Consider the following 23969-nt stretch of genomic DNA (forward strand, 5'->3'; position numbering starts at 1 on the left):
GCTCCGATGGCCGGCCCGCTGCGGCCGGCCATTGGCATTGCACCCTTCCGTGTCTATCTGGCATGTATCGGATCCGGCCCTTCGGCCGGATTCGTCGTTGATGAAGGGATAGGTTCATGCTCGCAGCCCGACGCGCCGGAACGAGCCGGAGCCTGGGGGGCGTCTGGCTCCTCGGCCTGGCCCTTGTTCTCTGGAACAGCCTGCCGGCAGCGGCGCAGGAGCGAGCCGTTCCCCAGAGCGCTGCCGAGATCACGCTGTCCTTCGCCCCGGTGGTCAAGACGGTCGCCCCGGCCGTGGTCAACGTCTACGCCAGCCGGACGGTCGTCCAGCAGCCGGTGTCGCCTTTTTTCGACGATCCGTTCTTCCGGCGTTTCTTCGGCGGTCCAGGCCCCGATTTCGGCCGGCCGCGCGAACGGGTGCAATCCTCGCTCGGCTCGGGGGTCATCATCTCGGCCGACGGGACGATCGTGACCAACAACCACGTCATCAAGGATGCCGACCAGGTCCGCGTCGCCTTGGCGGATCGGCGCGAGTTCGATGCCGACATCGTGCTCAAGGACGAACGCACGGATCTTGCCGTGCTCAAGATCCGCGAGCCGGGCAGCTATCCGAGCGTCGAGTTCGCGGATTCCGACGGTCTCGAGGTCGGCGACATCGTCCTGGCGATCGGCAATCCGTTCGGTGTCGGCCAGACGGTGACGCAGGGCATCGTCTCCGCGCTGGCGCGCACGCGGGTCGGCGTCACCGACTACCAGTTCTTCATCCAGACCGATGCGGCGATCAATCCGGGCAATTCCGGCGGCGCGCTGGTCGATATGAAGGGGCATCTGGTCGGCATCAACACCGCCATCTTTTCCCGTTCGGGCGGCTCCAACGGCATCGGCTTCGCGATTCCCTCCAACATGGTCCGGTTCGTTGCCACGGCGGCGACCGACGGCAAGGTGCAGCGGCCCTGGCTGGGCGCGTCGGTCCAGACGGTCGGTGCCGAGATCGCCGAGGCGCTCGGGCTCGACCGTCCGCGCGGCGTGCTACTTACCCAGATCCATCCGGAATCGCCGGCCAGGGACGCGGGACTGAAGATCGGCGACCTGGTGACGGCCATAGATGGCGCCGAAGTGCTTGATCCCGATTCCTTCGGCTACCGTTTCGGGACCAAGGCGATCGGGGGCAGGGCAACCTTCACCTTCCTGCGTGGCGGGAAGGAACTGACCGCCGAGGTCGTGCTGATGGCCGCACCGGAGAGCGTGCCTCGGGATGTGCGAGTGATCCGGACCTACTCGCCCTTCGAGGGAGCTACGGTCATGAACCTGTCGCCTGCCGTCGCGGAGGAACTCGGTCTCGGCCTGCTCGAGGAAGGCGTCGTCATCGCCGAGATCGCACCGGGATCCCCCGCCGCGCAGGTCGGCCTGCAAGCCGGCGACGTCGTCGTTTCGGTCAACGAGGAAGCGGTAGACAGCACCCGCAGACTCGAGCGGCTGGCGCGGGACAGGCCGCGGCTCTGGCGTCTGGAAATCAGGCGCGGCGGCGAGACGTCCCGGATCGTGCTGCGCGGCTGAGGAGGTAGGGTGAGCGACCTGTTTTCCGCTTCCGGACTGGCAACGAGCGGACCACGTCCGCTGGCCGATCGCCTGCGACCCAGGCGGCTGGAGGACGTCGTCGGGCAGGACCACCTGCTCGGCCCCGAGGGAACATTGTCCCGCATGCTGAAGACGCGGACGCTCGGATCGTTGATCTTCTGGGGGCCGCCGGGAACCGGCAAGACGACCATCGCGCGGCTTCTGGCCGATGCCACCGACCTTGCCTTCGAACAGATCTCGGCGATCTTCTCCGGCGTCGCGGACCTCAAGAAGGTGTTCGAGACGGCGCGGGCGCGGCGCATGGGCGGGCGCGGCACGCTGCTGTTCGTCGACGAGATCCATCGCTTCAACCGCGCCCAGCAGGACAGTTTCCTGCCCGTGATGGAGGACGGCACGATCACCCTCGTCGGCGCGACGACCGAAAACCCGTCGTTCGAGCTGAACGCCGCGCTGCTGTCACGCTCCCACGTGATGACCTTCCATCCGCTGAATGCGGCAGCCCTGGAGCGGCTGCTGGAGCGAGCGGAGACCGAGGAGGGCAAGGCTCTGCCGCTCACCGACGAGGCGCGCGCGGTTCTCATCCGCATGGCCGACGGCGACGGCCGTTCGGCCTTGACGCTGGCGGAGGACGTCTGGCGCGCGGCCGGGGAAGGGGAAGTCTTCGACGCCGAGCGGCTGCAGGCGATCGTGCAGCGGCGGGCTCCGATCTACGACAAGAGCCAGGACGGCCACTACAACCTGATCTCCGCCCTGCACAAGTCGGTGCGCGGCTCCGATCCCGACGCGGCGCTGTACTGGTTCTGCCGGATGCTCGACGGCGGCGAGGACCCGATGTACCTGGCGCGGCGCCTGATCCGCATGGCGGTCGAGGATATCGGCCTCGGCGATCCTCATGCGCTCGTGCAGGCGAACGGCGCGCGCGATGCCTATCAGATGCTCGGGTCGCCCGAAGGCGAACTCGCCCTGGCGCAATGTGTCGTCTACCTGGCGACGGCGCCGAAGTCGAACGGCGTCTATGTCGCGTTCAAGGCTGCCATGCGCGCAGCCAGGTCGAACGGGTCCCTGCTGCCGCCCAAGCACATCCTCAACGCGCCGACGAAACTGATGAAGACGGAAGGCTACGGCGAAGGCTATCAGTACGACCATGACGCTCCGGAAGGCTTTTCCGGACAGGATTACTTCCCCGAGGCGATGGGGCGCATGACCTTCTACGATCCGCCCGACCGCGGCTTCGAACGGGAAATCCGAAAGCGGCTCGACTACTGGACCAAGCTGAGACGCGAGCGGGCCGGCCGTTAGGGCCGGCCCCGCACGCCGCTATTGCGCAGCATAGCCTCCGTCGACGAGGTGATAGCTTCCGGTGATGAAGGAGGCCTGGTCCGACAGCAGGAACAGCGTCAGGTTGGCGACCTCGTGCGAGGCTCCAAGCCGGCCGATCGGATGCAGGCCGGCAAGACCGGTCAGTGTCGCCTCGTCCATCGCGTTCTCGACCAGCGGCGTCCTGATGAAGCCAGGACCGACGGCATTCACGCGAATGCCCTTGGCGGAATATTCCAGCGCGGCGCTCTTGGTCATGCCGACGAGCGCATGCTTCGTGGCGACATAGGCCGACGCATTGGCGAAGCCGTTCGTGCCCAAGATGGACGACATGTTCACGATGGCGCCGCCACCGGTCTGCAGCATCGCGGCAATCTGGTATTTCATGCAGTAGAAGACGGAGTTGAGGTTGACGTCGAGAACCTGCTTCCACTCGTCTAGGCCGTAGTCTGCAAGGGGCTTCAGAGGGCCGCCGATGCCCGCGTTGTTGACCGCTCCATCCAGCCGACCGAAGGAAGAGAGGGTGAAGTCGACCATGGCCTTCACGCTTTCCGGATCGCTGACGTCGATGGCGTAGGCCCGTGCCATGCCGCCGGCAGCCTCGATGCGGGCGACAACCGCTTCTGCGCCGGACAGGTTCAGATCCGCCACGACCGTCCTCGCCCCTGCCGCCGCGAGCTGTTCGGCGCAGGCCGCGCCGATCCCGGAGCCGGCTCCGGTCACGATTACGGTCTTGCCGTCGAATTCCTTGGTCATGGACACCTCCGTTCGGGGATTGTGATGCTGCTCCAGCGTGAGCACTTGGCGGGACCTTCCGACCGGAAGGCAGGCGACGAAGAGGCGTGCAGGCGGTCGACATCGAGCGGGACGGCGTCGAGTCGATAAGGACCTGCGGTGCCGAACTTTCAGCCTAGTCATCTTCTGTGGCGATTCCATGAGGGAGAGCCGCTGGCGCGCCTTGCCCAGCGGTGCTCGTGCGAGGACGCATGTACAGCGCGGCGAATTGGAGCGATGCTGTCACCGGTCGGGAGGGCCGAATCGGCGTCATGAAACAGGTCGAACTGCGTCTCGCGCTCGTCTTCTACGGCGGCGTTTCCCTGGCGATCTACATGCACGGGGTGAGCCGTGAAGTGCTGAACCTCGTCAAGGCCTCCGCCTGCCACGGTGCGCGGGAGGCGCCGGACGGAACCTGTGCCGATCTGGCGCCGTCGGTGCGGGCCTACTTGGACCTGTTCGAAGCCTTCGAACCGGAGATCAAGCTGCGCGTGGTCGTCGACGCGATCGCCGGCGCTTCGGCGGGAGGCGTCAACGGGATCATGCTGGCGCGGGCGATCGCTCACGACCTGCCGCTCGAGTCCCATCGCGACCTGTGGCTCGCGAACGCTGATGTGACTCGTCTCGCCAAGCCGCAGGACGGGCTGACCCGTTACCTGAAAAGCGGCATGTCGCCGGTGTTCGACCGGATGATCACCTCCGGGCTTAAGTCGCAGATCGAAAGCGTCGAGACGCGGGAAAAGCTCCGGCTGCTGACCCAGTCGCGCTGGTTCACGCCGCCCTTTTCGGGATCGCGCTTCATCGGCTGGATGCTGGATGCCTGCGCCGAAATGGACAAGCATTGGCGTGAAGGGGCGACCCTGGTGCCGCGCGGCCAGACCTTGGACCTGTTCGTCACGCTGACCGACTATCATGGCAAGCGCCAGCGCATCACGCTCGACGATCCGGCCTTCATCGAGGAATGGGAGCACAGGAGAATCCTGAAATTTTCCTGCCGCCACCGTACGCCGGGCATGATCGAGAGTGCGCTGGAGCCGCACTATGTCCCCGATCTCGTGTTCGCCGCCCGCGCGACCTCTTCCTTTCCCGGCGCTTTCGCTCCCGCCACCATCGGCGAAATGGATGCCGTGCTGGAGCAGCGTGGCGAAGTCTGGTTCAACCGGGCAAAGTTCATCCGCGACACGCTGGGCGGAGAGGAGCGCGACATGATGCGCCGCTGTTTCGTCGACGGCAGCGTGGTCATGAACAAGCCGTTCGCTCCCGTGATCGAGGCGATCGAGGAGCGCCCGGCGATGCGCGAGGTCGTCCGCCGGCTGGTCTACGTCGATCCTGCCCCGTCGGCCGGGTCGTCGGGGGTGCTGGAAGGCGAGACCGTGCCGGGATTTTTCCGGGTCATCCTGGCCTCGCTTGCCCATATTCCGCGCAACGAACCGGTCGGCGACGATCTCAAGGCCATCGAGGCGAAGAACCGCCGGGCGCGGCGGCTGGGCGAACTGATCAGCGCGGCCGACCCGCTGGTGGAGGCCGAGGTCAATCGGCTGTTGCCGCCTGACGACGCCGAACCGCCAACCGTCGACGAACTGGCCGCGTGCCGCGCCAAGGCCAACGAGGTCGCGCATGCCCAGGCCGGCTATGCCTATCTGAGCTATCAGACGCTCAAGCTGCAATCGCTCGCCGAGCGGCTTGCGGCGCTGATCGCCGCTCTTGCCCATCGCGCCGGAGTACTCCTTTCCGAGGAGGTCGCCGTGGAGGCGATCCGGTCCCGGCTGCGCGAGGTCAACGGTGCGACCGGTTCGACGAAGAGGTCGGACACCATCATCGGGTTCCTGCGCGGCCTCGACGTCGATTACCGCATCCGCCGCCTGCGTTTCGTCGTCCGCAAGCTGAACGGCTTCTATCAGGTTCGCGCCCGTGAGGCGGCCGCGCAGAATCCGGATGATCTCGACGCTCTGAAGAGCGAACTTTACGAGCAGGTCGATCGTCTCACGCAGCGCTGGTCTGGCGGGTTCTATGCGTCCGAACTCTGCGAATTGGCTGCCGCGTTCGCTCGGTCGCCGACAACCGGGACGCTCGGCACGGTGCTGGACCGGCTGGCGACCGCCATGGACCTCGGTGGTCTCGATCGGCTGCACGACGATATTTTCGCCGTCATGACCTACAACTATCTGGTTCCGTCGCTGCGTCAGGCGCTCACTCGCGCCTATGTCGGCTTTGCCTTCTACGACCTCGTCACACTGCCGGTGTTCCAGCGCAACGACTTTTCAGAGGTGAACGAAACCCTGGTCGACCGGATCAGCCCGAATGACGCGACCTTGCTGTGCGACGACGGCTTCGCGCTCAAAGGCTTGGCGCTCAACATGTTTGGCGCGTTCTTCAACCGGTCCTGGCGCGAGCACGACTACCTGTGGGGGCGTCTGAGCGCGGCGGACCGGCTGGTCGGGATCATCCAGTCGTCGATCGGCGCGCGCCGCATGCCGCCCGAACGCGAACAGGCCCTGCGCAAGAAGCTGTTCCTCGCCATCCTTGAGGAGGAAAGGGACTACCTGACGGCCGATCCGGACCTGATCGCTCAGGTCCGTGCTCTGGTCGAGGCCCGTTTCCGGCCGGCCTCGGCGGCTTGAGTGGCGCGAGCGGCCGGGATCGTCCGCGTGCGCCGCGCCGACTTATCCCCTCACAGGCCTGTCCGCGCGGCCGGCCGGACATGTTTGGTTTCGCCCCGCGGCAGATCCGTGTCACTGCGATCTCATCATGCGTCACGCACATGGTATAGTGTAATTGAACATCCTCCCCTGATTCAGGTTCGGCATGATCGATTTCGCATTCCTTCCCGACGACTGGCGCGGATTTGCGCTCCTATGGGCCGGCACCTATGCGGTGCTGATGGCGATCTATTTCGGCCTCGGGTCGGTCCTGGTTATCCTCAACCGCAGGCATCCGGAACGCCGCATCCAGGAGCGCACGCGCTCCACCCGCGATCGCAAGGATATCCGACAGAGCGTGATCGCGCTGGCGCTGATATCGGTCTATGTCGCCGGCGGCCTGTTCGCCCAGGCGGCCGGCTGGACGCTGTTTGCCGTCGGGGAGACCACAGTGTGGTCGTTCGTCGGCTGGCTCGTCGTCTCCTTCGTGCTCTACGACGCCTGGTTCTACTGGGGGCACCGGGCGATGCACACGAAATTCCTCTATCGGTTCCATGAGTTGCACCACCGGTCGATCACGCCGACCACCTGGAGCAACAACTCTGATTCGCTGGTCGGGGCGAGCGTCGAGCAGGGCTATTTCCTGGTCGTGCCGCTGCTCCTGCCGATCCCGCCGGAGGTGCTGATCCTGCACAAGCTCTACGACCAGGTGACGGGCATGATCAGCCACTGCGGCTACGAATATTTCGCCGGACCGGGTGCGCGGACCCCATGGCCGGGGCTGTGCACGATCTTCCACGACCAGCACCATTCCAATTTCCGCTGCAACTACGGCAATACCTTCTCGTTCTGGGACCGCTGGATGGGGACGCTGCATCCCCGCTACGACGGGCTGGTGCAGCGCTTCGAGACGATCGGCAAGGACAAGGCGCCGACGTCCTCCGAAACGGGGCGGTGAGGCGGCAAGGGAGGGTAGCCTGCCTCATGGCAGGCGGGCAGATCGCACGTTGACCTTTGCAGCCGCCCGTGCGACCGAGTGAGACATTGACCTATGCGGTCCCGTATCGGCTACCGTGGCGCAGATTTGACGAAGGGATGACAGGCTGATGGGCATGGTCTCCGGATGGCTCGACACGCTGATCGAGTTCCTGCCGTATTACGTCGCGGTCTACGGGATCAACGTGTTCCTCTATTTCGCCACCGGCTGGGTTCTGGTGACGATCCAGAACCGGCACCCCGAGCGGCGGATCCAGCAGCACCGGCGCGGCGAGAAGCGCAGAGGCAAGGAAATCCGCCAGAGCGTGCTGTCGCTGACGGTCACCGGCGGCTGCCTCGCCGGCGGTATCTTCGCCTCCGTCAAGGGCTGGACCTTCGTCGAGCCGCTGCCGCTGACCTGGTGGTCGGCGATCCTGATGTTCGTGGTCTCGGTCATCGCCTTCGACGCCTGGTTCTACTGGGCGCACCGGTTCATGCACACAAAGCTGATGTACCGGTTCCATGCCGAACACCACCGTTCGGTGGCGCCGACGGTGTGGAGCACCTATTCCGACGACCTCGTCGATGCCTTCGTCATGCAGAGCTATTACCTGTGGGCCGTGTTCATCCTGCCGATCCCGGTCGAGGTGCTGATCGTCCACCGGCTGTGGGACCATTTCAACGGCACCATCGGCCATTCCGGCTTCGAGTTCTGGGCGTCGCCGTTGTCGCGCATGCCCTCGCCGATGGTGTGCGTGACCTTCCACGACCAGCACCACTCGCGCTTCAAGTACAACTACGCCAATTTCTTCTCGTTCTGGGACCGGGTCTGCGACACCATCGATCCGAAGTACGATGACACGGTCAGGTATTTCGAGGCGCTGGGGGACAAGGCGGAGCGCAAGCGGGCGGCGGCGGAATGAGCGGCCGGCCGGCCGCGGTTCCGACGGCGGGTGTCTAGATGCTTGAGTTTCTTGACAAGATCCCCCTGGCGGGGCTGGCGCTTGTGGCCTTCGTGCTGGGTCTGGCGCCGTTCTATCCCGAGCCGCATCTGGTGGAGAAGCTGCGCATGCTGGTCCAGGGCCAGTTGCGCAAGCCGATCGATATTTTCGACCTCCTCTGGCATTCTTGGCCGCTGGTCCTCGTCGTCCTGAAGCTGGTGCGCATGCGCCAGACCGGCGCACTGTAGCGGCCGCAACGGGGGAGGGGGATGACCAATCTGCTTGTGGTGGCGTTCGGCGGCGCGGCGGGGGCGGTCAGCCGGCATCTGGTGTCGATGGCCTTGCTGCGCCTTGCCGGCCCCGGCTTTCCCTGGGGTACGCTGGTTGTCAATGTCGCCGGATCGCTGGCGATGGGCGTCTTCATCGGCGTCCTGGCCCGTCACGGCGGCGGCTCGAATGCGCTCAGGTTGCTCGTGGCGACCGGATTTCTGGGTGGATTCACAACGTTTTCGGCCTTTTCGCTCGACTTCGCCGTGCTGTGGCAGCGCGGCGAGACGGGACCGGCGCTGGCCTATGCCGGGGTGTCCGTGGCGCTGTCGCTGCTGGCCGTGTTCGCCGGCCTGGCGGCGGCGCGCGCGCTGCTGTCGTGATCCGGAAGGCTTTGCAAAGCCCGGCCAAGGCGCCTATATGGCGGTCCTGAACCCGTCCTGAACGTGTCCTGAATCCCTCCGGCGCGACTGTTAAGACTCGCCGGATCGCTGCCGGACTCCCGCCGGGCCTCTGCCGGGGGCCTGCGACGGCGAAACGAGAAGACCGCAATGGCCGCAATCGAGCTGAAAACCGTCACCGCCGACGAGGCCGGCATGCGCCTCGACCGCTGGTTCAAGAGCCACTATCCCGGCCTCGGCTTCGGCCACCTGCAGAAGCTGCTGCGTACCGGTCAGGTGCGCGTCGACGGCAAGCGTGCCGACAGCGCGACCCGGCTGGCGACCGGCCAGAGCGTGCGCGTGCCGCCGCTCGGCGTCGTGGTCGCCGCCGACGACACGAAGAACGCCAGGCCGAAATCCTCCAGGCTGATCGCCGACGACCGCAAGGCGGTCGAGGACATGATCCTCTATGAGGACGACCAGGTGATGGTACTGAACAAGCCAGCCGGTCTTGCCGTGCAGGGCGGCTCGGGCCTGTCGCGCCACCTCGATGGCATGCTCGACGCCTTCACCAACAAGAAGGGCGAGAAGCCGCGCCTGGTGCACCGGCTCGACCGGGAGACCTCCGGCGTGCTGCTGGTCGCCAAGACGCGCAAGGCGGCGCAGGAACTGACCCGGGCCTTCCGCCAGCGCTCGACGCGCAAGATCTACTGGGCGCTTCTCGCCGGCGTGCCGAAGCCGCGCCAAGGCCGCATCTCGACCTATCTCGCCCGCGACGAGGGCAGCGAGAAGATGAAGGTCGCCCGCCACGGCGACGACGAGGCGCAGCACGCCGTGTCGCTCTATTCGGTGGTGGAGCAGTCGGCGCAGAAGCTCGCCTGGGTGTCGCTGCGGCCGGTGACCGGCCGCACGCACCAGCTCAGGGCGCATGCCGCGCACATCGGGCATCCGATCGTCGGCGACGACAAGTACTTCAACATCGAGAACTGGGAGCTGCCCGGCGGCATCCAGAACCGCCTGCATCTGCTCGCCCGCCGCATCGTCATCCCGCACCCGTCCGGCCACGGCACGATCGACGTCTCGGCGCCGCTGCCGCCGCACATGCAACAGAGCTGGAACCTGCTCGGTTTCGACGCCTCCGACTACGATCCGGACGTGAGCGATCCGGAGGAGTGAGGCGACGGCTCCGGTCGGCCGGGCAGCAGCGCCTCGAAAAAAAACGCCAGAAAGCGGGGCGTCATCCGTATCACTGCGGAACCTTTCCGGAAACCGGACGTTGACGGCCTGCCGGCGGCAGTGTCCGGCCGTCTTTCGGCGGCCGACCGGCACCCGATATCCGGGCCTGCGGTGTCGACAGACCCCGGGAGGGTCCACGAGAGCGCGCGCCGCCGGGGCGCAAACCGGCGGCGCAGGTCGAATCAAACGGGTGGGGGCGAGGGAAACCGACCGTGTTCGGGATCGGATCGTTCATCAAGCGCGGCGGACGCCGCGCCAACGATGCCTTGTTCAAGCTTCGCGGCAACCTGCTTCTCGAAGAGCCTTGCCGTTTCTACCAGGTCATACAGGCGGAAACGATCGGCATGGACTACCTGTTCCATCTCGATCGGTCGCGGCGCTGGCTCTATGTCGAGGTCCCCAAGGCCGCCTGCACGACGCTCAAGCTGCTGCTGCTGGACCTGCGCGGCCTGCAGCGTCCGGCGGATCCCCTGACGGTGCATGCCCGCACGGTGTCGCGCCTTCAGTCGCCGCGCATGGTCGGGCTGAGGCATTTCCAGGATATAGCGACGGCGCCCGACGCGCTGCGCTTCACCTTCGTGCGCCATCCCGTCGACCGGCTGCTGTCGTGCTACCGCGACAAGTTCCAGCCCTATCCGCTGGGCACGGGCGGCGGCGCCGTGAAGTTCGCCCGGCGCCACTTCGGCCGGGCGCTGGCGGGCATGGACCAGGACGCGCCGCTGCCGCTGGAGGCCTTCCTCGACATGGCCTGCGCGACCGCGCGTACGCCGCTCAACGGCCACTGGCTGGCGATGGACCTGATCGTGCCGAAGAGCCTGGAGTTCCACCTCGTCGGCAAGGTCGAGCACCTGGCGGAGGATGTCGGGCGTCTTCTGCGCCTGATGGGCGAGGAGCGGGGCCTTCCGGAGGGGCTTGCCTGCGTCAACGCCACGGCGGCGGCGGGAACACCGTCCGTCGACCGGCAGGCGCTCAGGCGGATCGAGACCGCTTATGCGGCGGATTTCGAGCGCTTCGACTACGATCCCGAGCGTTACGGCGACCGCCTTTGATCAGGCTATCCCTAGATCATATTCCTATCGATCAAGCGGTCCCCTTGATCGGAAAGCGCTCTAGTCGAACAGGGCGATCAGCCCGACCGAGGCGACGAGGGCTACCAGCCCGCCGGCGGCGAGCTTCCAGGCGTCGCGCCGGCGCGTCAGCCCCGGCCAGCCGAGCGGCCGGATCACCTGGATCGCGGCGAGCGCGAGAAGGAAGAGCAGCAGGGCCTTGGTCACGGACGCTCCCACGGGTCGGTTGCCGACCGGCATAGCGGCTGGGACGCGGGAAGTCGAGGGGGCGGCCTGGCCGCGCGGGTTGCGCGGCTTCCTCGGGACGAGGTTTTGCACGGGGCGAGGCTGGACGGATCGCCGCGCGGGGGATGACCGCGTCAAAGGCAGAAGGCCCTGCGCGGCACCGGACCTTGACCGGCGCGGCAAAAACGGCCACATGCGGGCTTGTTACCACCCCTGAGGCGGCATCGCCGCGAGAAAGACCGGCAGTTCCATGTATCTCGTTCTGTTCGATTGCGACGGCACGCTGGTCGACAGCCAGGAGACGATCCTGCGCGGGCTGGAGGTCGGCTTCGCGGCTGTCGGGCTGGCGATGCCGGAGCGGGCGCGGGCGCTGTCGATCGTCGGGCTGTCGCTGGAGACGGCCTTCGCCGTGCTGGCGGGACCGGACCACGCCCGCCACGTGCCGGCGATGACGGAGGCCTACCGCGCCTCGACGCGGGCGAGGCGGGCGGCCGGGCTCGACCACGACCCGCTCTATCCGGGTGCGCGCGAGGCGATCGACCGGCTGGCGGCGCGCGCGGACGTGCTGCTCGGCGTCGCCACCGGCAAGGCACGGCGCGGGGTCGAGCACATGGTCGCCGTGCACGGGCTGGAGGGGCGCTTCGTCACCGTGCAGACGGCCGACACCTGCCGCTCCAAGCCCGATCCCGACATGGTGCTGACTGCCATGGCCGAGACCGGCGCGGAGCCGGCGCGCACCGTCATGATCGGCGACACCGGCTTCGACATGGAGATGGCGCGGGCAGCCGGCGTGCATGCGCTCGGCGTGAGCTGGGGCTATCATGCCCCGGAAGCCCTTGCGGCGGCCGGCGCCCATGCGGTGATCGACCGCTTCGACGCGCTGGACGAGGCGCTTGCCGCTCGGCTCGGCTGGACGAGGGAGTTTGCCTGATGCGGGACATTGTCGACACGCTCCACGAGGATGCGGCCCGCACGGGGCCGGTCGATCCGGTCGAGCGGGCCAAGGAACTGGCGCGGCGCGAATTGCCCAAGCGCTTCTACACGGCGGCCACCGCGGCGCCCGCGGAGGGCGGGTTCGCCGTTCTGCTCGACGGGCGTGCGGTGAGGACCCCGGGCAAGAAGGCGCTGGTGCTGGCGAGCAAGCGCCTGGCCGAAGCGGTGGCGGCCGAATGGGCGGCGCAGGAGGGCGTGATCAACCCGGCGACCATGCCGCTGACGCGGATCGCCAACGCGGCGATCGACGGCGTGGCCGAACGCTTCGCGGCGGTCGCCGACGAGATCGCCGCCTATGCCGGCAACGACGCGCTGTGCTACCGCGCCGGCGAGCCGGCGCGGCTGGTCGAGCGCCAGACGGCGCTGTGGGACCCGATCCTGGAGGAAACCGGCCGGGCGCTCGGCGGCCGCTTCGTGCTCGCCTGCGGCCTGATGCCGGTCGTCCAGCCGGCGCCGCTGGTCGCCGGCTTCCGCGCCGCGCTGGAGCGTTTCTCGGGCCTCGAGCTGGCGGCGCTGTCGACGGTGACCTCGCTGACCGGCTCGGCCGTGCTGGCGCTGGCGCTGGCCGAGGGGCGGCTGACGGCCGACGCGGTGTGGACGGCGGCCCATGTCGACGAGGACTGGAACGCGGAGCAGTGGGGCGAGGATGCGGAAGCAACCCGCGTGCGCGCCGCCAAGCGCGCGGAATTCGACGCGGCTGCGCTGATCCTGGCCGACGGGGGCGCGGAAGCGGACGCGTGAGTGGGCGCGGATGGAGGCTGCCGCCGGCGGCCCGTTCCGCTCAGATCTCGAATTCGTCGATCTCGGTGAAGGCCTTGCGCAGCGCGTTCGACCAGCCCGCGGACAGCTCCTGGAAATAGGGATCGTCGCGCGAGATGCGCTTCTGGCGCTCGGCGGAGAAGCTGTCGGTGTTGTAGAGTAGGAGGTCGATCGGCATGCCGACCGACAGGTTGGAACGCAGGGTCGAATCGAACGACAGCAGCGCCATCTTGGCGGCCTCGCCGAGGCGCATGTCGTGGCGGGTGACGCGGTCGAGGATCGGCTTGCCGTACTTGTGCTCGCCGATCTGGAAGAACATAGTGTCGTCCGTCGCCTCGATGAAGTTGCCGGCGGAATAGATCTGGAACAGGCGCGGCTCCTCGCCCATGATCTGGCCGCCGAAGATGAAGGTGACGTAGAAGTTCTCGGCGCTGGCGGCGAGTGCCTCGCCGTCGAGGGCGCGCACCTCGCGCACCGCGCTGCCGACGACGCGGGCAGCCTGGAACAGGGTGTCGACGCTCATCAAGGTCGGCCCCTTGTTGGAATGGGAGGCGATCTGCTCGGACAGGATCGACACCACCGACTGGGTGATCGCGAGGTTGCCCGACGACATCAGCGCGAAGACGCGTTCGCCCGGCTTCTCCCAGATCTTGAGCTTCTTGAAGGTGGCAATGTTGTCGACGCCGGCGTTGGTGCGGGTGTCGGCGGCGAAGACGAGGCCGCGATCGAGTTTCAGTCCGACGCAATAGGTCATGTCCCGCGCCTCCAGCGCGCCCGTTCACCGCGTCGCCGGGGCCGTCGAGGCAAGACGGCCGCCACGGCGTCGCGTGGTCCCGCTATTGCTGCTGTTGCTGCTGGCCGGCCGCGCGGGAGACGTCGACCTCGACGTTCAGGTTCTCTTCCGTGCCGCCGAAGCGGATCCCCCGGATCGGAGCAGCGGAACGTGAGTCCAGGCCGACGGTCAAGCGGATATAGCGGTCGGTCGGGCAGATTGCATTGGAAACGTCGAAACCGACCCAGCCGAGGCCGTCGATGAAGACCTCTGCCCAGGCATGGTGGGCCTCGGACTCCTGCTCGTCCTCCAGCAGCAGGTAGCCGGAGACGTAGCGCGCCGGCACGCCGAGGGCGCGGGCGGCGGCGATGAAGATGTGGGCATGGTCCTGGCACACGCCCTCGCCGGCGGCGAGCGTCTGGGCGGCGGTGGCGTGGGTCTCGGTGACGCCGACCCGGTAGCCGACCTTGTCGCGCACGGCGTGCATCAGGGCATGGAAGCCGGCGATGCGGTCGCCGTCGCCGACGAGGCCGGCGAGACGGCGGATCGCCTGGTTGGCTTCGGTCAGCGGCGTGACGCGACCGTAGATGCGCACCGGCGCGTCGGCCGGCTCCATGCCGAGCACGCCGGCGAGGTCCTGCGTCTCGACCGTCCCGCGTGCGGTGATCTCCACCGCCTCGATGGTTTCGCGGCTCGACACCATGTGCACCAGGTTGCCGAAGGCGTCGGTGTAGGTGGTCGCCCGCTCGATGCCGGGCGCCTCGATGCGCCAGTCGACGACGGTCTGGCCGGCGCAGTCCGGCGGCGTCAGGCGCAGCTGCTGCATCGCGTTGGCGAGCGGGCTGTCGTAGCGGTAGCGGGTGGTGTGGCGGACCGTCAGGCGCATCGTTTCGACCGGGTTCTGGGCGTTTATGGGGGAGACGTGTCGGGGAACCTCATGCGAAGTTGTAGTCCTGCGCGAGGCGGACGGAAAAGGCGTTGTTGCGGGCGGCGAAGTCGACCAGAAAGTCGTGCAGGCCGGCGCTGTAGATGTCGCGCATCTGGCCGTCGCGGAGCTGGGACCAGATTGCGGCGGCGAGATCGGCGCTGGGCATGCGTTCGCCGTAATAGTTCGTCAGGTCATCCATGGTCCCGTTGATCCAGTCGTAGCAATAGGCGAGCGAACGCGGCATCTCCTTGCGCAGGATCAGGAACTCGGCGACGTTGAAGGCCTTGAGCTGGGCGTCCGGATAGGCGAAGCGGTAGCTCCTGAGGCCCGACAGGGCGCGCAGGAGCGACGACCACTGGTAGCGGTGGCCGGTGCCGCCGACGTCGTTGTCGGGCAGCAGGATCCAGTAGCGGGTGTCGAGCACGCGGGCGGTGTGGTCGGCGCGCTCGACGAAATGGCCGAGTTGGGAGAAGTAGTAGCCGTCGTCGCGCAGGATGGTGCCGAGCAGGGCGCCGCGGAACTGCTGCGCGCGCTGGCCGACCCAGGCGAGGAATTCCGGCAGCCTGTCGTGGGTGAGCGCCTGCGGCTTGACGTCGGAGAACTCGATCCAGGTCGTGTTGAGGCTCTCCCACATGTCTGAGGTGATGCCGGTGCGTACCGAGCGGGCGTTGTTGCGCGCCATCTCCAGGCAGGTGCGCACGCTGGACGGGTTGTCCTTGTCGAAGATCATGTAGTTGATCACCGTACGCGGCGTGACCTCGCCGCCCTTCGCGCGGAAGCCGGCCTCGCAGCCGGCGCAGGCCAGCGCATTGCGCCAGTCCTCGGTCTCGTCGGCGCCGGTGTGCGGCACCATGGCGATGCGGTAGGCGACCTCGAGCAGGCGGGCGGTGTTCTGCGAGCGTTCCTGGTAGCGCGACATCCAGAACAGGGAGGCGGCTGTGCGGCCGAGCATGCGGTCAGTCCTCCAGAACCCAGGTGTCTTTGGTGCCGCCGCCCTGGCTGGAATTGACCACCAGGGAACCCTTCTTGAGCGCGACGCGGGTCAGCCCGCCGGGGGTGATGCGCACCTGGTCGCCGATCAGCACGAAGGGACGCAGGTCGACGTGGCGCGGCGCGACGCCGGAGGCGACGTGGGTCGGGCAGGCGGACAGCGCCAGCGTCGGCTGGGCGATGTAGTTCTTCGGATTGGCCTTGAGCACGTCGCGGAAGGCGGCGATCTCGCGCTTCGAGGCGGTCGGGCCGATCAGCATGCCGTAGCCGCCCGAGCCGTGCACCTCCTTGACGACGATGTCGGCGAGGTTGTCGAGCACGTAGGCGAGGTCGTCGGGGCGCGAGCAGGTCCAGGTCGGCACGTTGTTCAGCAGCGGCTTCTGGCCGGTGTAGAACTCGATGATGTCCGGCACATAGGCGTAGATCGCCTTGTCGTCGGCTATGCCGGTGCCCGGCGCGTTGCAGATGGTGACGTTGCCGGCGCGGTAGGCGTCGAACAGGCCGGGCACGCCGAGCATGGATTCGGGGCGGAAGGTGAGCGGGTCGAGGAAGGCGTCGTCGATGCGCCGGTAGATGACGTCGACCTGCTTGGGCTGGCGCGTGGTGCGCATCCAGACCCGGCCGGCGTCGACGAATAGGTCGCGGCCCTCGACCAGTTCGACGCCCATCTGGTCGGCGAGGAAGGCGTGCTCGAAATAGGCCGAGTTGTAGATGCCGGGCGTCAGGATGCAGATGGTCGGGTCCTTGCGCGCGCCCTCGGGAGCGACGCTTTCCAGCGTCTGGCGCAGCAGGTCGGGGTAGTGCTCGATCGGGGCGACGCGGTGCATCTGGAACAGGTCCGGGAACAGCCGCATCATGGTCTCGCGGTTCTCCAGCATGTAGGAGACGCCGGACGGCGTGCGGGTGTTGTCCTCCAGGACGTAGAAGTCGTTCTCGCCGACGCGCACCAGGTCGGTGCCGATGATGTGGGAATAGACCTTGCGGGCCGGCGAGAAGCCAACCATCTCGGGCAGGAAGGCCTCGTTCTGCAGGATCAGCTCGGCGGGGATGCGGCCGGCGCGGACGATCTCCTGGCGGTGGTAGATGTCGTGCAGGAAGGCGTTGAGGGCGCGCACGCGCTGGTCGATGCCGGCCGACAGGCGGCGCCATTCCGCAGCGGAAATGATGCGCGGGATCGGATCGAAGGGGATCAGCCGCTCGGTCGCCTCCTGGGCGCCGTAGACGGCGAAGGTGATGCCGAGCCGGCGGAAGATGGTCTCGGCCTCGCGGCTCTTGCGGTTGAGGAAATTGACCGGCTGAGCGTCGAGCCAGCGGGCGAGCCGGGCATAGGCGGGGCGGGCGGAGCCGTCCTCCCGCAGCATTTCGTTGAAGAACGCACGCTCTTGCGACATCGACTCCCCGTGTCTCCTGCCGAGCAATTAGGCAAGAATGGCAAATGGCCGTTGACTGTCCAAGCGCAATCTTCCGGCGCGGCAGCCCAGAAATTGGGCAGCGGGCCGGCAGACCGGCAGCGCGGTCCATCTTTCTGCTGACTTTCCGGTCGTCCGACCTCATGCTAGGACCCGAGCCGTTCGAGAACGCGAAGAGGCATGCGATGAAGGAAATCCTGGCCGAACTGGAACACCGGCGCGAGACGGCCCGACTGGGCGGCGGCCAGCGGCGCATCGAGGCCCAGCACGCGCGCGGCAAGCTGACGGCGCGCGAGCGCATCGACATTCTCCTCGATGAGGGCTCGTTCGAGGAGTTCGACATGTTCAAGCAGCACCGCTGCACCGATTTCGGCATGGACGAACAGCACATCCCCGGCGACGGCGTGGTCACCGGCTGGGGCACGGTGAACGGCCGCACGGTCTACGTGTTCTCCAAGGACTTCACCGTGTTCGGCGGTTCGCTGTCGGAGACCCATGCCCAAAAAATCATCAAGATCCAGGACATGGCCCTGCAGAACCGGGCGCCGATCATCGGCCTGTTCGACGCCGGCGGCGCGCGCATCCAGGAAGGCGTGGCGGCGCTCGGCGGCTACGGCGAGGTGTTCCAGCGCAACGTGCTGGCGTCGGGCGTCATTCCGCAGATCTCGCTGATCATGGGCCCGTGCGCCGGCGGTGACGTCTATTCGCCGGCGATGACCGACTTCATCTTCATGGTGCGCGACACGTCCTACATGTTCGTCACCGGTCCGGACGTTGTGAAGACGGTGACCAACGAGACGGTGACCGCCGAGCAGCTCGGCGGCGCGAGCGTGCACACGACCAAGTCGTCGATCGCCGACGGCGCCTTCGACAACGACGTCGAGGCGCTTCTCGAGATGCGGCGGCTGATCGACTTCCTGCCGATGAACAACACCGCCGACGTGCCGGAGGTGGCAAGCCCCGACGATCCGCAGCGCATCGACACCAGCCTCGACACGCTGATCCCGAACAACCCGAACAAGCCCTACGACATGAAGGAACTCGTGCTGAAGACCCTCGACGAGGGCGACTTCTACGAGATCCAGGGCTCTTACGCGAAGAACATCATCACCGGCTTCGGTCGCATCGAGGGGCGCACCGTCGGCGTCGTCGCCAACCAGCCGATGGTGCTCGCCGGCGTGCTCGACAGTGACGCCAGCCGCAAGGCGGCCCGCTTCGTGCGCTTCTGCGACTGCTTCAACATTCCGCTGGTCACCTTCGTCGACGTGCCGGGCTTCCTGCCGGGCACCGCGCAGGAATACGGCGGGCTGATCAAGCACGGCGCCAAGCTGCTGTTCGCCTATGCCGAGGCGACGGTGCCGAAGGTGACGGTGATCACCCGCAAGGCCTATGGCGGCGCCTATGACGTGATGAGCTCCAAGCACATCCGCGGCGACATCAACTACGCCTGGCCGACCGCGGAGATCGCGGTGATGGGCGCCAAGGGCGCGGTCGAGATCCTGTACCGCTCGGAACTCGCCGACAAGGACAAGATCGCCAGGCGCACCAAGGACTACGAGGACCGCTTCGCCAATCCGTTCGTAGCCGCCGAGCGCGGCTACATCGACGAGGTGATCATGCCGCACTCGACGCGGCGGCGGGTGTCGCGGGCGCTGGCGCTGCTGCGCTCCAAGAGCCTGCAGAACCCTTGGAAGAAGCACGACAACATTCCGCTTTGAGGGGAACCAGAACCGATCCGCCGGCCCGCCGGCGGACCGTGGCCACCGGCTGTCCGCTAGTCAGGTCGACAGGTCGCAGACGTAGGACAGTTCGCCGTCGATCTCGTTGAGGAAGGTGGTCGCCTCGGTCAGGTTTTCCGGATCCTCGGCCATCCTTGCGGCGGAGCCCTCGGCGAGCGGAGCGAAGACCCGGCGCGCCGCCTCGTGGGGCGGGGCGAAGCGAACAAGGACGAGGAAGATGCCGTTCTCGCGGCCCCGGATGAAGCGGAGCGCGGAGACCGGAACGTCCTTCCAGGTCGCGGTCAGCGGCACGACGATGTCGTCATATTCGCCGCTCGGGATCACCCGCATCGGCCCGTAGAGGTCCGGCGCGGCCAGCGGCAGCACCGGTTGCCGGCCTGCGTCGGCGGCCGCGCCGAGTTCCTCCAAAGCGGCAAGCAGGCCAGCGCTGTAGTCGCAGCCCTGGTCGAAGCCGGCCAGCAGGGCATCGAGCGTGTCGGCGCGCGCGGCGGCGTGCGGGGTGAGCGCCGACAGGCTGAAAGCCGACAGGGCAAGCGCGGCAGCGAAACGGAGCGGGCGGAGCAGCTTCATTGCAACCTCGGCGGTGCGTGGGTCATCGTGTTGGCGGCGTCAGGTGGCGCGTCAGTCGTTCCAGCGTTCCCAGCGCGGGAACAGCGGTTCCTCGCACAGGTAGCCGACCGGGCACTGCGCGGTGTCGCGGGTGCGCGCGTAGGCGGGCGTCAGGGCCTGGCCGCGATCGCAGAAGCGGCGCGAGGCAACGAAGCGCTGGAAGGTGAAGCGGCCCGTGGTGAACACGACGGCGCCGTGGCGCTGGACCATCGCCTGGGCCTGGGCGCAGGTCATCTGGCGCAGGTCCGGCCGCGCCTCGGCGGCTCCGGCGAGGGCGACCAGCGCGACGGCGACGAGCGTGGCGCGGGCGGTGCGGTGCGTGATGGCGGACATGGCGGCTCTCCCTGGCTTCGTCGGGATCCCGGCGTTCCCGGGAGCATGACGACAAGGTGCCACCGATCCGGCGCGAGCGGAAGGAGATGGATCAAACGGCCCGCGGTCTGTCGCGATGGATCTCGACGCTGACGCGGCCGGAGGCCATGGGCAGCGGCGCGCCCGGCTTGTGCACGCGCACGCGCAGGCGCTCGATGCGCGCGTCGACCGTAAACACGGCCTCGGCGATGGCGCCAGCAAGGCGCTCGATCAGGCGGACGCGCGAGGTCGTCACGACGCGTTCCACCGCGCGGGCGAGATCAGCGTAGCAGACGGTGAGGGCATAGTCGTCGGTGCGGCTCGCCTCGGCGAGGTCGAGCCAGCAGGTCAGGTCGACGTGAAAGCGCTGGCCGAGCCGCGCCTCCTCGTCATGCACGCCGTGATAGGCGTAGAACACGAGGTCTTCCAAGTGAATGGCGTCCATCGGAAATCCGTCGCAATGGCGCAAGACCGGCATCGAAGGAGCGGGCCGTTGCGCAGGGTGATGGGCCTGATGATGGGACAGGTGATAGGCCAGATGGGCCGCGCACGCCAGCCCGGGATACCGCGGGATGCCCGCTCGGCTATCTTTTTTCGTAGTCGGCGGGACAGGGGTTTGCGTCCAGGACGTCCGCCGCCCCCTGGAGGGAGAAGGCCGCGAAGCGGCGGTCGTCGAACTGGACGCTGAGGCGGATGCCGGTGCGCAGGCGGTTCCACAGCAGACGAAAGCGGTCGGCGCAGGCCGCGCAGTCGGTCTGGACATAGCCCTTGTCGTCGGCCGGCAGCACGACCATGTTGTGATCGACGACGACGCGGATCGGCTTGCGTGACGGGGCGTTGCGGCCGTTGATGTCGATGTCGACGACGGTGCCGGCCAGCTTGCGGCTGCGGTTGCACCAGATGATGAAGCGGGCGCCGTCCGAGGTCTGGGTCCAGTATTTCTCGAAGCCCTGGACCGTGTCGCGGTGCCAGTCGCCGCTCGCCTGAACGCCGGCGGACGGCAGGACCGAAAATGCCAGCAGGGCCGTGAACCGGAAATACCGCACCGTATAAACGCCCCCCGTCATTTCTCCCAAGGTGTCTTGAACGGCAGATCGGTCGAAAATGCAACGGCAAAACGGTGTCCGGGCGCCATTTGCGGACAGGAAGGCGGCGTCGACGGTTCCGTTGGGGCAGATCGCTGGGAGACGCCGTCATCCTTTGGTGATATTGCACGGGATGGGGACGGCGCCTAAAACCGGCGCACCGTAGACACATCAGGGCCACTGAGCCGGAGGCGATGCGCGCATGTTTTCCAAGATCCTGATCGCAAATCGCGGGGAAATCGCCTGCAGGGTCATCAAGACTGCGCGGCGCATGGGGATCAGGACGGTCGCCGTGTTCTCCGACGCCGACCGGGATGCGCTGCATGTCGAGATGGCCGACGAGGCGGTCCATATCGGCCCGGCGGCGGCGGCCGAATCCTACCTGGTGATGGACAGGATCATCGCCGCTTGCAAGCAGACCGGCGCCGAGGCCGTGCATCCCGGCTACGGCTTCCTGTCGGAACGGGCGGCCTTCCCGACGGCGCTGGCGGCGGAGGGCATCGTCTTCATCGGTCCCAACCCCAGGGCCATCGAGGCCATGGGCGACAAGATCGAATCCAAGAAGTTCGCCAACGCGGCCAAGGTGAGCACGGTGCCGGGCTATCTCGGCATCATCGAGACGCCGGAGCAGGCGGTCGAGATCGCCGAGGAGATCGGCTATCCGGTGATGATCAAGGCCTCGGCCGGCGGCGGCGGCAAGGGCATGCGCATCGCCTGGAACGCGGCCGAGGTGCACGAAGGCTTCGCCCGCTCCAAGTCGGAGGCGGCGTCGTCCTTCGGCGACGACCGGGTGTTCATCGAGAAGTTCATCCAGAACCCGCGCCACATCGAGATCCAGGTGCTGGGCGACAAGCATGGCAACGCCATCTATCTGGGCGAGCGCGAATGCTCGATCCAGCGCCGCAACCAGAAGGTCATCGAGGAGGCGCCGTCGCCGCTGCTCGACGAGGCGACCCGCCGCGCCATGGGCGAGCAGGCGGTGGCGCTGGCCAGGGCGGTCGACTACGACAGCGCCGGCACGGTCGAGTTCGTCGCCGGCCAGGACAGGAGCTTCTTCTTCCTGGAGATGAACACGCGCCTGCAGGTCGAACACCCGGTCACCGAGCTGGTCACCGGCATCGACCTCGTCGAACAGATGATCCGCGTGGCGGCGGGCGAGAAGCTGTCGATCAGCCAGTCGGACGTGACGCTGACCGGCTGGGCGGTGGAAAGCCGCATCTATGCCGAGGATCCCTACCGCAACTTCCTGCCGTCGATCGGCCGGCTGGTGCGCTACAGCCCGCCGAAGGAGGGAACCGCAGGCGACATCACCGTGCGCAACGACACCGGCGTCGTCGAGGGCTCGGAAATCTCGATGTTCTACGACCCGATGATCGCCAAGCTGATCACCCACGCGCCGACGCGCGGCACGGCGATCACGGCGATGGGCGAGGCGCTGGACGCGTTCTACGTCGACGGCATCCAGCACAACGTGCCGTTCCTGACCGCCCTGATGAACCATCCGCGCTGGCGCAAGGGGGAACTCTCCACCGGCTTCATTGCCGAGGAATATCCCGACGGCTTCGCGCCGGCCCGGCCTGATGCGGACGCCAAGTCCGTGCTGGCGGCGGTGGCGCTGACCATGGAGACGGTGCGGCGCGAGCGGCTCGATCACCTGCCCGGCCGGCTCAGGCCGCATTCCGGCGCGCTGCGCGAGAAATGGGTGGTCAAGATCGATGCCGACTATCTCCCGGCGCGGATCGCCGAGGGCTATCCGACGACGCCGATCGAGATGGACATCGCCGTCGACGGCAGCGCGCCGCATACGGTCGTGTCCGACTGGGTGCCGGGCGAGCGGCTGTGGACGGGCCGCGTCGGCGAGCGGCACGTGACCGTGCAGGTGCGCCCGGTGTCCAACGGCTACCAGCTCGACTGGCAGGGCTATTCGGTGATCGCCAAGGTAATGACGCCGCGCACGGCGGAACTCGACGCGCTGATGCCGGAGAAGTTGCCGCCGGACACGTCGAAGTTCCTGCTGTGCCCGATGCCGGGCCTGGTGGTCTCGATCGCCGTTGCCGAAGGCCAGGAGGTCAAGGCCGGCGAGCAGCTCGCCATCGTCGAGGCGATGAAGATGGAGAACGTGCTCAGGGCCGAGCGCGACTGCGTCGTCGCCGCGATCAAGGCCAAGCCCGGCGACAGCCTGGCCGTCGACGCGGTGATCATGGAGTTCGAATGAGCGCAGGAGGTCGGGGCCTGGACACGGTCCTGTTCGATCTCGACGGGACGCTGACCGATCCGTTTCCCGGCATCACGCGCTCGATCCAGCATGCGCTGGAGGCGCTGGGCGCGCCGGTGCCGGCGGCCGAGGCGTTGCGCTGGTGCATCGGTCCGCCGCTGGCGGAGAGCTTCGCGGTGCTGCTCGGCACCGACGACACGGCGACGCTGGATCGGGCGATCGCGCTCTACCGCGAGCGCTACGCGGTCACCGGCCTGTTCGAGAACACGCTGATCGAAGGCATCGAGCCGCTGCTGCGTATGCTGGCGGACGAAGGGCGCCGGTTGTTCGTCGCCACCTCCAAGCCGTACGCCTATGCCGGCCGGATCGTCGAGCATTTCGGCCTGGCGGCGGCCTTCGCCAAGGTCTACGGCTCCGAACTCGACGGGCGGCGCGCGGCCAAGACCGACCTGATCGCCTACCTGCTTGCCGAGGAGGGGTTGACGGCGCAGCGCTGTGTCATGGTCGGCGACCGCAAGCACGACCTGATCGGCGCCAGGGCGAACCGGGTCGCCGCCGTCGGCGTTACCTGGGGCTACGGCAGCCGGGAGGAACTGGCGGCCGAGGCGCCGGACGCGATCGTCGATGCGCCGCGCGACCTCGCCGCCTGGCTCGATCAGGGAGAGGCCGCTCCTGCGCCAGCGGCAAGGGGTACCCGACCCTAACGTTTCATTATGCACTT

The 23969-nt window shown here is 67.5% G+C and carries 24 protein-coding genes; 14 read left to right on the top strand and 10 right to left on the bottom strand.

Annotation, left to right across the window (positions count from 1 at the left end):
- Positions 1-116: 116 nt before the first annotated feature.
- Complete coding sequence (locus tag SL003B_RS08935; RefSeq protein WP_013652510.1) at positions 117-1556, top strand: DegQ family serine endoprotease; 1440 nt, start codon at positions 117-119, stop codon at positions 1554-1556.
- Positions 1557-1565: 9 nt separating this feature from the next.
- On the top strand, positions 1566-2876 hold the full coding sequence (locus SL003B_RS08940; RefSeq protein WP_013652511.1) for a replication-associated recombination protein A: 1311 nt from the start codon (positions 1566-1568) through the stop codon (positions 2874-2876).
- Positions 2877-2894: 18 nt separating this feature from the next.
- Here the strand turns inward: SL003B_RS08940 and SL003B_RS08945 are convergent, their stop codons facing one another.
- Positions 2895-3650 (bottom strand): SDR family NAD(P)-dependent oxidoreductase, encoded by a 756-nt coding sequence (locus tag SL003B_RS08945; RefSeq protein WP_041375460.1) that lies wholly within the window; start codon positions 3648-3650, stop codon positions 2895-2897.
- A 290-nt stretch (positions 3651-3940) separates the two neighbouring features.
- Between SL003B_RS08945 and SL003B_RS08950 the strand changes: the two genes are divergently transcribed.
- From SL003B_RS08950 to SL003B_RS08980, 7 genes are all read left to right on the top strand, one after another.
- Complete coding sequence (locus SL003B_RS08950; protein WP_041375981.1) at positions 3941-6289, top strand: patatin-like protein; 2349 nt, start codon at positions 3941-3943, stop codon at positions 6287-6289.
- A 184-nt stretch (positions 6290-6473) separates the two neighbouring features.
- The gene (locus tag SL003B_RS08955) at positions 6474-7265 is read left to right on the top strand and encodes a sterol desaturase family protein (protein ID WP_013652514.1); all 792 of its coding nucleotides are present in this window, start codon (positions 6474-6476) and stop codon (positions 7263-7265) included.
- Between the two features lie 148 nt (positions 7266-7413).
- Entirely contained in the window at positions 7414-8205 is a 792-nt protein-coding gene (locus SL003B_RS08960) for a sterol desaturase family protein (protein WP_013652515.1), read from the top strand.
- Between the two features lie 38 nt (positions 8206-8243).
- On the top strand, positions 8244-8471 hold the full coding sequence (locus SL003B_RS08965; RefSeq protein ID WP_013652516.1) for a hypothetical protein: 228 nt from the start codon (positions 8244-8246) through the stop codon (positions 8469-8471).
- Positions 8472-8492: 21 nt separating this feature from the next.
- A complete protein-coding gene (gene crcB / locus SL003B_RS08970; RefSeq protein ID WP_013652517.1) occupies positions 8493-8873 on the top strand; it encodes a fluoride efflux transporter CrcB in 381 nt (126 codons plus the stop codon).
- A gap of 168 nt (positions 8874-9041) precedes the next feature.
- The gene (locus tag SL003B_RS08975) at positions 9042-10046 is read left to right on the top strand and encodes an RluA family pseudouridine synthase (protein ID WP_013652518.1); all 1005 of its coding nucleotides are present in this window, start codon (positions 9042-9044) and stop codon (positions 10044-10046) included.
- A gap of 272 nt (positions 10047-10318) precedes the next feature.
- A complete protein-coding gene (locus tag SL003B_RS08980) occupies positions 10319-11155 on the top strand; it encodes a sulfotransferase family 2 domain-containing protein (protein WP_013652519.1) in 837 nt (278 codons plus the stop codon).
- Between the two features lie 60 nt (positions 11156-11215).
- Here the strand turns inward: SL003B_RS08980 and SL003B_RS23625 are convergent, their stop codons facing one another.
- Positions 11216-11380 carry a hypothetical protein gene (locus SL003B_RS23625; RefSeq protein WP_169313679.1) on the bottom strand — a complete coding sequence of 55 codons (165 nt, stop codon included), beginning with the start codon at positions 11378-11380 and terminating at the stop codon, positions 11216-11218.
- A 268-nt stretch (positions 11381-11648) separates the two neighbouring features.
- Here SL003B_RS23625 and SL003B_RS08985 point away from each other — a divergent pair, with 268 nt between their 5' ends.
- Positions 11649-12329, top strand: coding sequence for an HAD-IA family hydrolase (locus SL003B_RS08985; protein ID WP_013652520.1), 681 nt, complete (start codon positions 11649-11651; stop codon positions 12327-12329).
- Positions 12329-13132 carry an ATP12 family chaperone protein gene (locus tag SL003B_RS08990; protein ID WP_013652521.1) on the top strand — a complete coding sequence of 268 codons (804 nt, stop codon included), beginning with the start codon at positions 12329-12331 and terminating at the stop codon, positions 13130-13132. The genes SL003B_RS08985 and SL003B_RS08990 overlap by 1 nt, the downstream gene beginning before the upstream one ends.
- 40 nt (positions 13133-13172) lie before the next feature.
- Here the strand turns inward: SL003B_RS08990 and SL003B_RS08995 are convergent, their stop codons facing one another.
- From SL003B_RS08995 to SL003B_RS09010, 4 genes are all read right to left on the bottom strand, one after another.
- Positions 13173-13904 carry a proteasome-type protease gene (locus tag SL003B_RS08995; protein WP_013652522.1) on the bottom strand — a complete coding sequence of 244 codons (732 nt, stop codon included), beginning with the start codon at positions 13902-13904 and terminating at the stop codon, positions 13173-13175.
- Positions 13905-13986: 82 nt separating this feature from the next.
- Positions 13987-14808, bottom strand: coding sequence for a transglutaminase family protein (locus SL003B_RS09000; protein WP_013652523.1), 822 nt, complete (start codon positions 14806-14808; stop codon positions 13987-13989).
- Positions 14809-14857: 49 nt separating this feature from the next.
- Complete coding sequence (locus SL003B_RS09005; protein WP_013652524.1) at positions 14858-15802, bottom strand: alpha-E domain-containing protein; 945 nt, start codon at positions 15800-15802, stop codon at positions 14858-14860.
- A gap of 4 nt (positions 15803-15806) precedes the next feature.
- On the bottom strand, positions 15807-17231 hold the full coding sequence (locus SL003B_RS09010) for a circularly permuted type 2 ATP-grasp protein (protein WP_013652525.1): 1425 nt from the start codon (positions 17229-17231) through the stop codon (positions 15807-15809).
- A 203-nt stretch (positions 17232-17434) separates the two neighbouring features.
- Between SL003B_RS09010 and SL003B_RS09015 the strand changes: the two genes are divergently transcribed.
- The gene (locus tag SL003B_RS09015) at positions 17435-18967 is read left to right on the top strand and encodes an acyl-CoA carboxylase subunit beta (RefSeq protein WP_013652526.1); all 1533 of its coding nucleotides are present in this window, start codon (positions 17435-17437) and stop codon (positions 18965-18967) included.
- A 60-nt stretch (positions 18968-19027) separates the two neighbouring features.
- Here the strand turns inward: SL003B_RS09015 and SL003B_RS09020 are convergent, their stop codons facing one another.
- The 4 genes from SL003B_RS09020 to SL003B_RS09035 form a co-directional block, all read right to left on the bottom strand.
- The gene (locus SL003B_RS09020) at positions 19028-19558 is read right to left on the bottom strand and encodes a hypothetical protein (RefSeq protein WP_013652527.1); all 531 of its coding nucleotides are present in this window, start codon (positions 19556-19558) and stop codon (positions 19028-19030) included.
- A 51-nt stretch (positions 19559-19609) separates the two neighbouring features.
- Entirely contained in the window at positions 19610-19930 is a 321-nt protein-coding gene (locus SL003B_RS09025) for a hypothetical protein (protein ID WP_013652528.1), read from the bottom strand.
- 91 nt (positions 19931-20021) lie between these two features.
- Positions 20022-20393 (bottom strand): dihydroneopterin aldolase, encoded by a 372-nt coding sequence (gene folB / locus SL003B_RS09030; protein ID WP_013652529.1) that lies wholly within the window; start codon positions 20391-20393, stop codon positions 20022-20024.
- 139 nt (positions 20394-20532) lie between these two features.
- On the bottom strand, positions 20533-21015 hold the full coding sequence (locus SL003B_RS09035) for a hypothetical protein (RefSeq protein ID WP_049792569.1): 483 nt from the start codon (positions 21013-21015) through the stop codon (positions 20533-20535).
- A gap of 220 nt (positions 21016-21235) precedes the next feature.
- On the opposite strand from SL003B_RS09035, the gene SL003B_RS09040 reads away from it, so the two are divergent.
- Positions 21236-23248: an acetyl-CoA carboxylase biotin carboxylase subunit gene (locus SL003B_RS09040; protein WP_013652531.1), complete on the top strand. Its 2013-nt coding sequence runs from the start codon at positions 21236-21238 to the stop codon at positions 23246-23248.
- Positions 23245-23952, top strand: coding sequence for an HAD family hydrolase (locus SL003B_RS09045; RefSeq protein WP_013652532.1), 708 nt, complete (start codon positions 23245-23247; stop codon positions 23950-23952). Before SL003B_RS09040 ends, SL003B_RS09045 begins: the two co-directional genes overlap by 4 nt.
- The last annotated feature ends 17 nt before the right edge of the window (positions 23953-23969 follow it).

Origin of the sequence: Polymorphum gilvum SL003B-26A1, from assembly GCF_000192745.1 — a bacterium.
GTDB lineage: Bacteria > Pseudomonadota > Alphaproteobacteria > Rhizobiales > Stappiaceae > Polymorphum > Polymorphum gilvum.

Bases quoted from the DNA above. Each gene is read 5' to 3' on its own strand.
- SL003B_RS08935 (WP_013652510.1), top strand. From the start codon at position 117: ATGCTCGCAGCCCGACGCGCCGGAACGAGCCGGAGCCTGGGGGGCGTC.
- SL003B_RS08945 (WP_041375460.1), bottom strand. From the start codon at position 3,650: ATGACCAAGGAATTCGACGGCAAGACCGTAATCGTGACCGGAGCCGGC.
- SL003B_RS08950 (WP_041375981.1), top strand. From the start codon at position 3,941: ATGAAACAGGTCGAACTGCGTCTCGCGCTCGTCTTCTACGGCGGCGTT.
- SL003B_RS08955 (WP_013652514.1), top strand. From the start codon at position 6,474: ATGATCGATTTCGCATTCCTTCCCGACGACTGGCGCGGATTTGCGCTC.
- SL003B_RS08960 (WP_013652515.1), top strand. From the start codon at position 7,414: ATGGGCATGGTCTCCGGATGGCTCGACACGCTGATCGAGTTCCTGCCG.
- SL003B_RS08965 (WP_013652516.1), top strand. From the start codon at position 8,244: ATGCTTGAGTTTCTTGACAAGATCCCCCTGGCGGGGCTGGCGCTTGTG.
- crcB (WP_013652517.1), top strand. From the start codon at position 8,493: ATGACCAATCTGCTTGTGGTGGCGTTCGGCGGCGCGGCGGGGGCGGTC.
- SL003B_RS08975 (WP_013652518.1), top strand. From the start codon at position 9,042: ATGGCCGCAATCGAGCTGAAAACCGTCACCGCCGACGAGGCCGGCATG.
- SL003B_RS08985 (WP_013652520.1), top strand. From the start codon at position 11,649: ATGTATCTCGTTCTGTTCGATTGCGACGGCACGCTGGTCGACAGCCAG.
- SL003B_RS08990 (WP_013652521.1), top strand. From the start codon at position 12,329: ATGCGGGACATTGTCGACACGCTCCACGAGGATGCGGCCCGCACGGGG.
- SL003B_RS08995 (WP_013652522.1), bottom strand. From the start codon at position 13,904: ATGACCTATTGCGTCGGACTGAAACTCGATCGCGGCCTCGTCTTCGCC.
- SL003B_RS09000 (WP_013652523.1), bottom strand. From the start codon at position 14,808: ATGCGCCTGACGGTCCGCCACACCACCCGCTACCGCTACGACAGCCCG.
- SL003B_RS09005 (WP_013652524.1), bottom strand. From the start codon at position 15,802: ATGCTCGGCCGCACAGCCGCCTCCCTGTTCTGGATGTCGCGCTACCAG.
- SL003B_RS09010 (WP_013652525.1), bottom strand. From the start codon at position 17,231: ATGTCGCAAGAGCGTGCGTTCTTCAACGAAATGCTGCGGGAGGACGGC.
- SL003B_RS09015 (WP_013652526.1), top strand. From the start codon at position 17,435: ATGAAGGAAATCCTGGCCGAACTGGAACACCGGCGCGAGACGGCCCGA.
- SL003B_RS09020 (WP_013652527.1), bottom strand. From the start codon at position 19,558: ATGAAGCTGCTCCGCCCGCTCCGTTTCGCTGCCGCGCTTGCCCTGTCG.
- SL003B_RS09025 (WP_013652528.1), bottom strand. From the start codon at position 19,930: ATGTCCGCCATCACGCACCGCACCGCCCGCGCCACGCTCGTCGCCGTC.
- folB (WP_013652529.1), bottom strand. From the start codon at position 20,393: ATGGACGCCATTCACTTGGAAGACCTCGTGTTCTACGCCTATCACGGC.
- SL003B_RS09035 (WP_049792569.1), bottom strand. From the start codon at position 21,015: ATGACGGGGGGCGTTTATACGGTGCGGTATTTCCGGTTCACGGCCCTG.
- SL003B_RS09040 (WP_013652531.1), top strand. From the start codon at position 21,236: ATGTTTTCCAAGATCCTGATCGCAAATCGCGGGGAAATCGCCTGCAGG.
- SL003B_RS09045 (WP_013652532.1), top strand. From the start codon at position 23,245: ATGAGCGCAGGAGGTCGGGGCCTGGACACGGTCCTGTTCGATCTCGAC.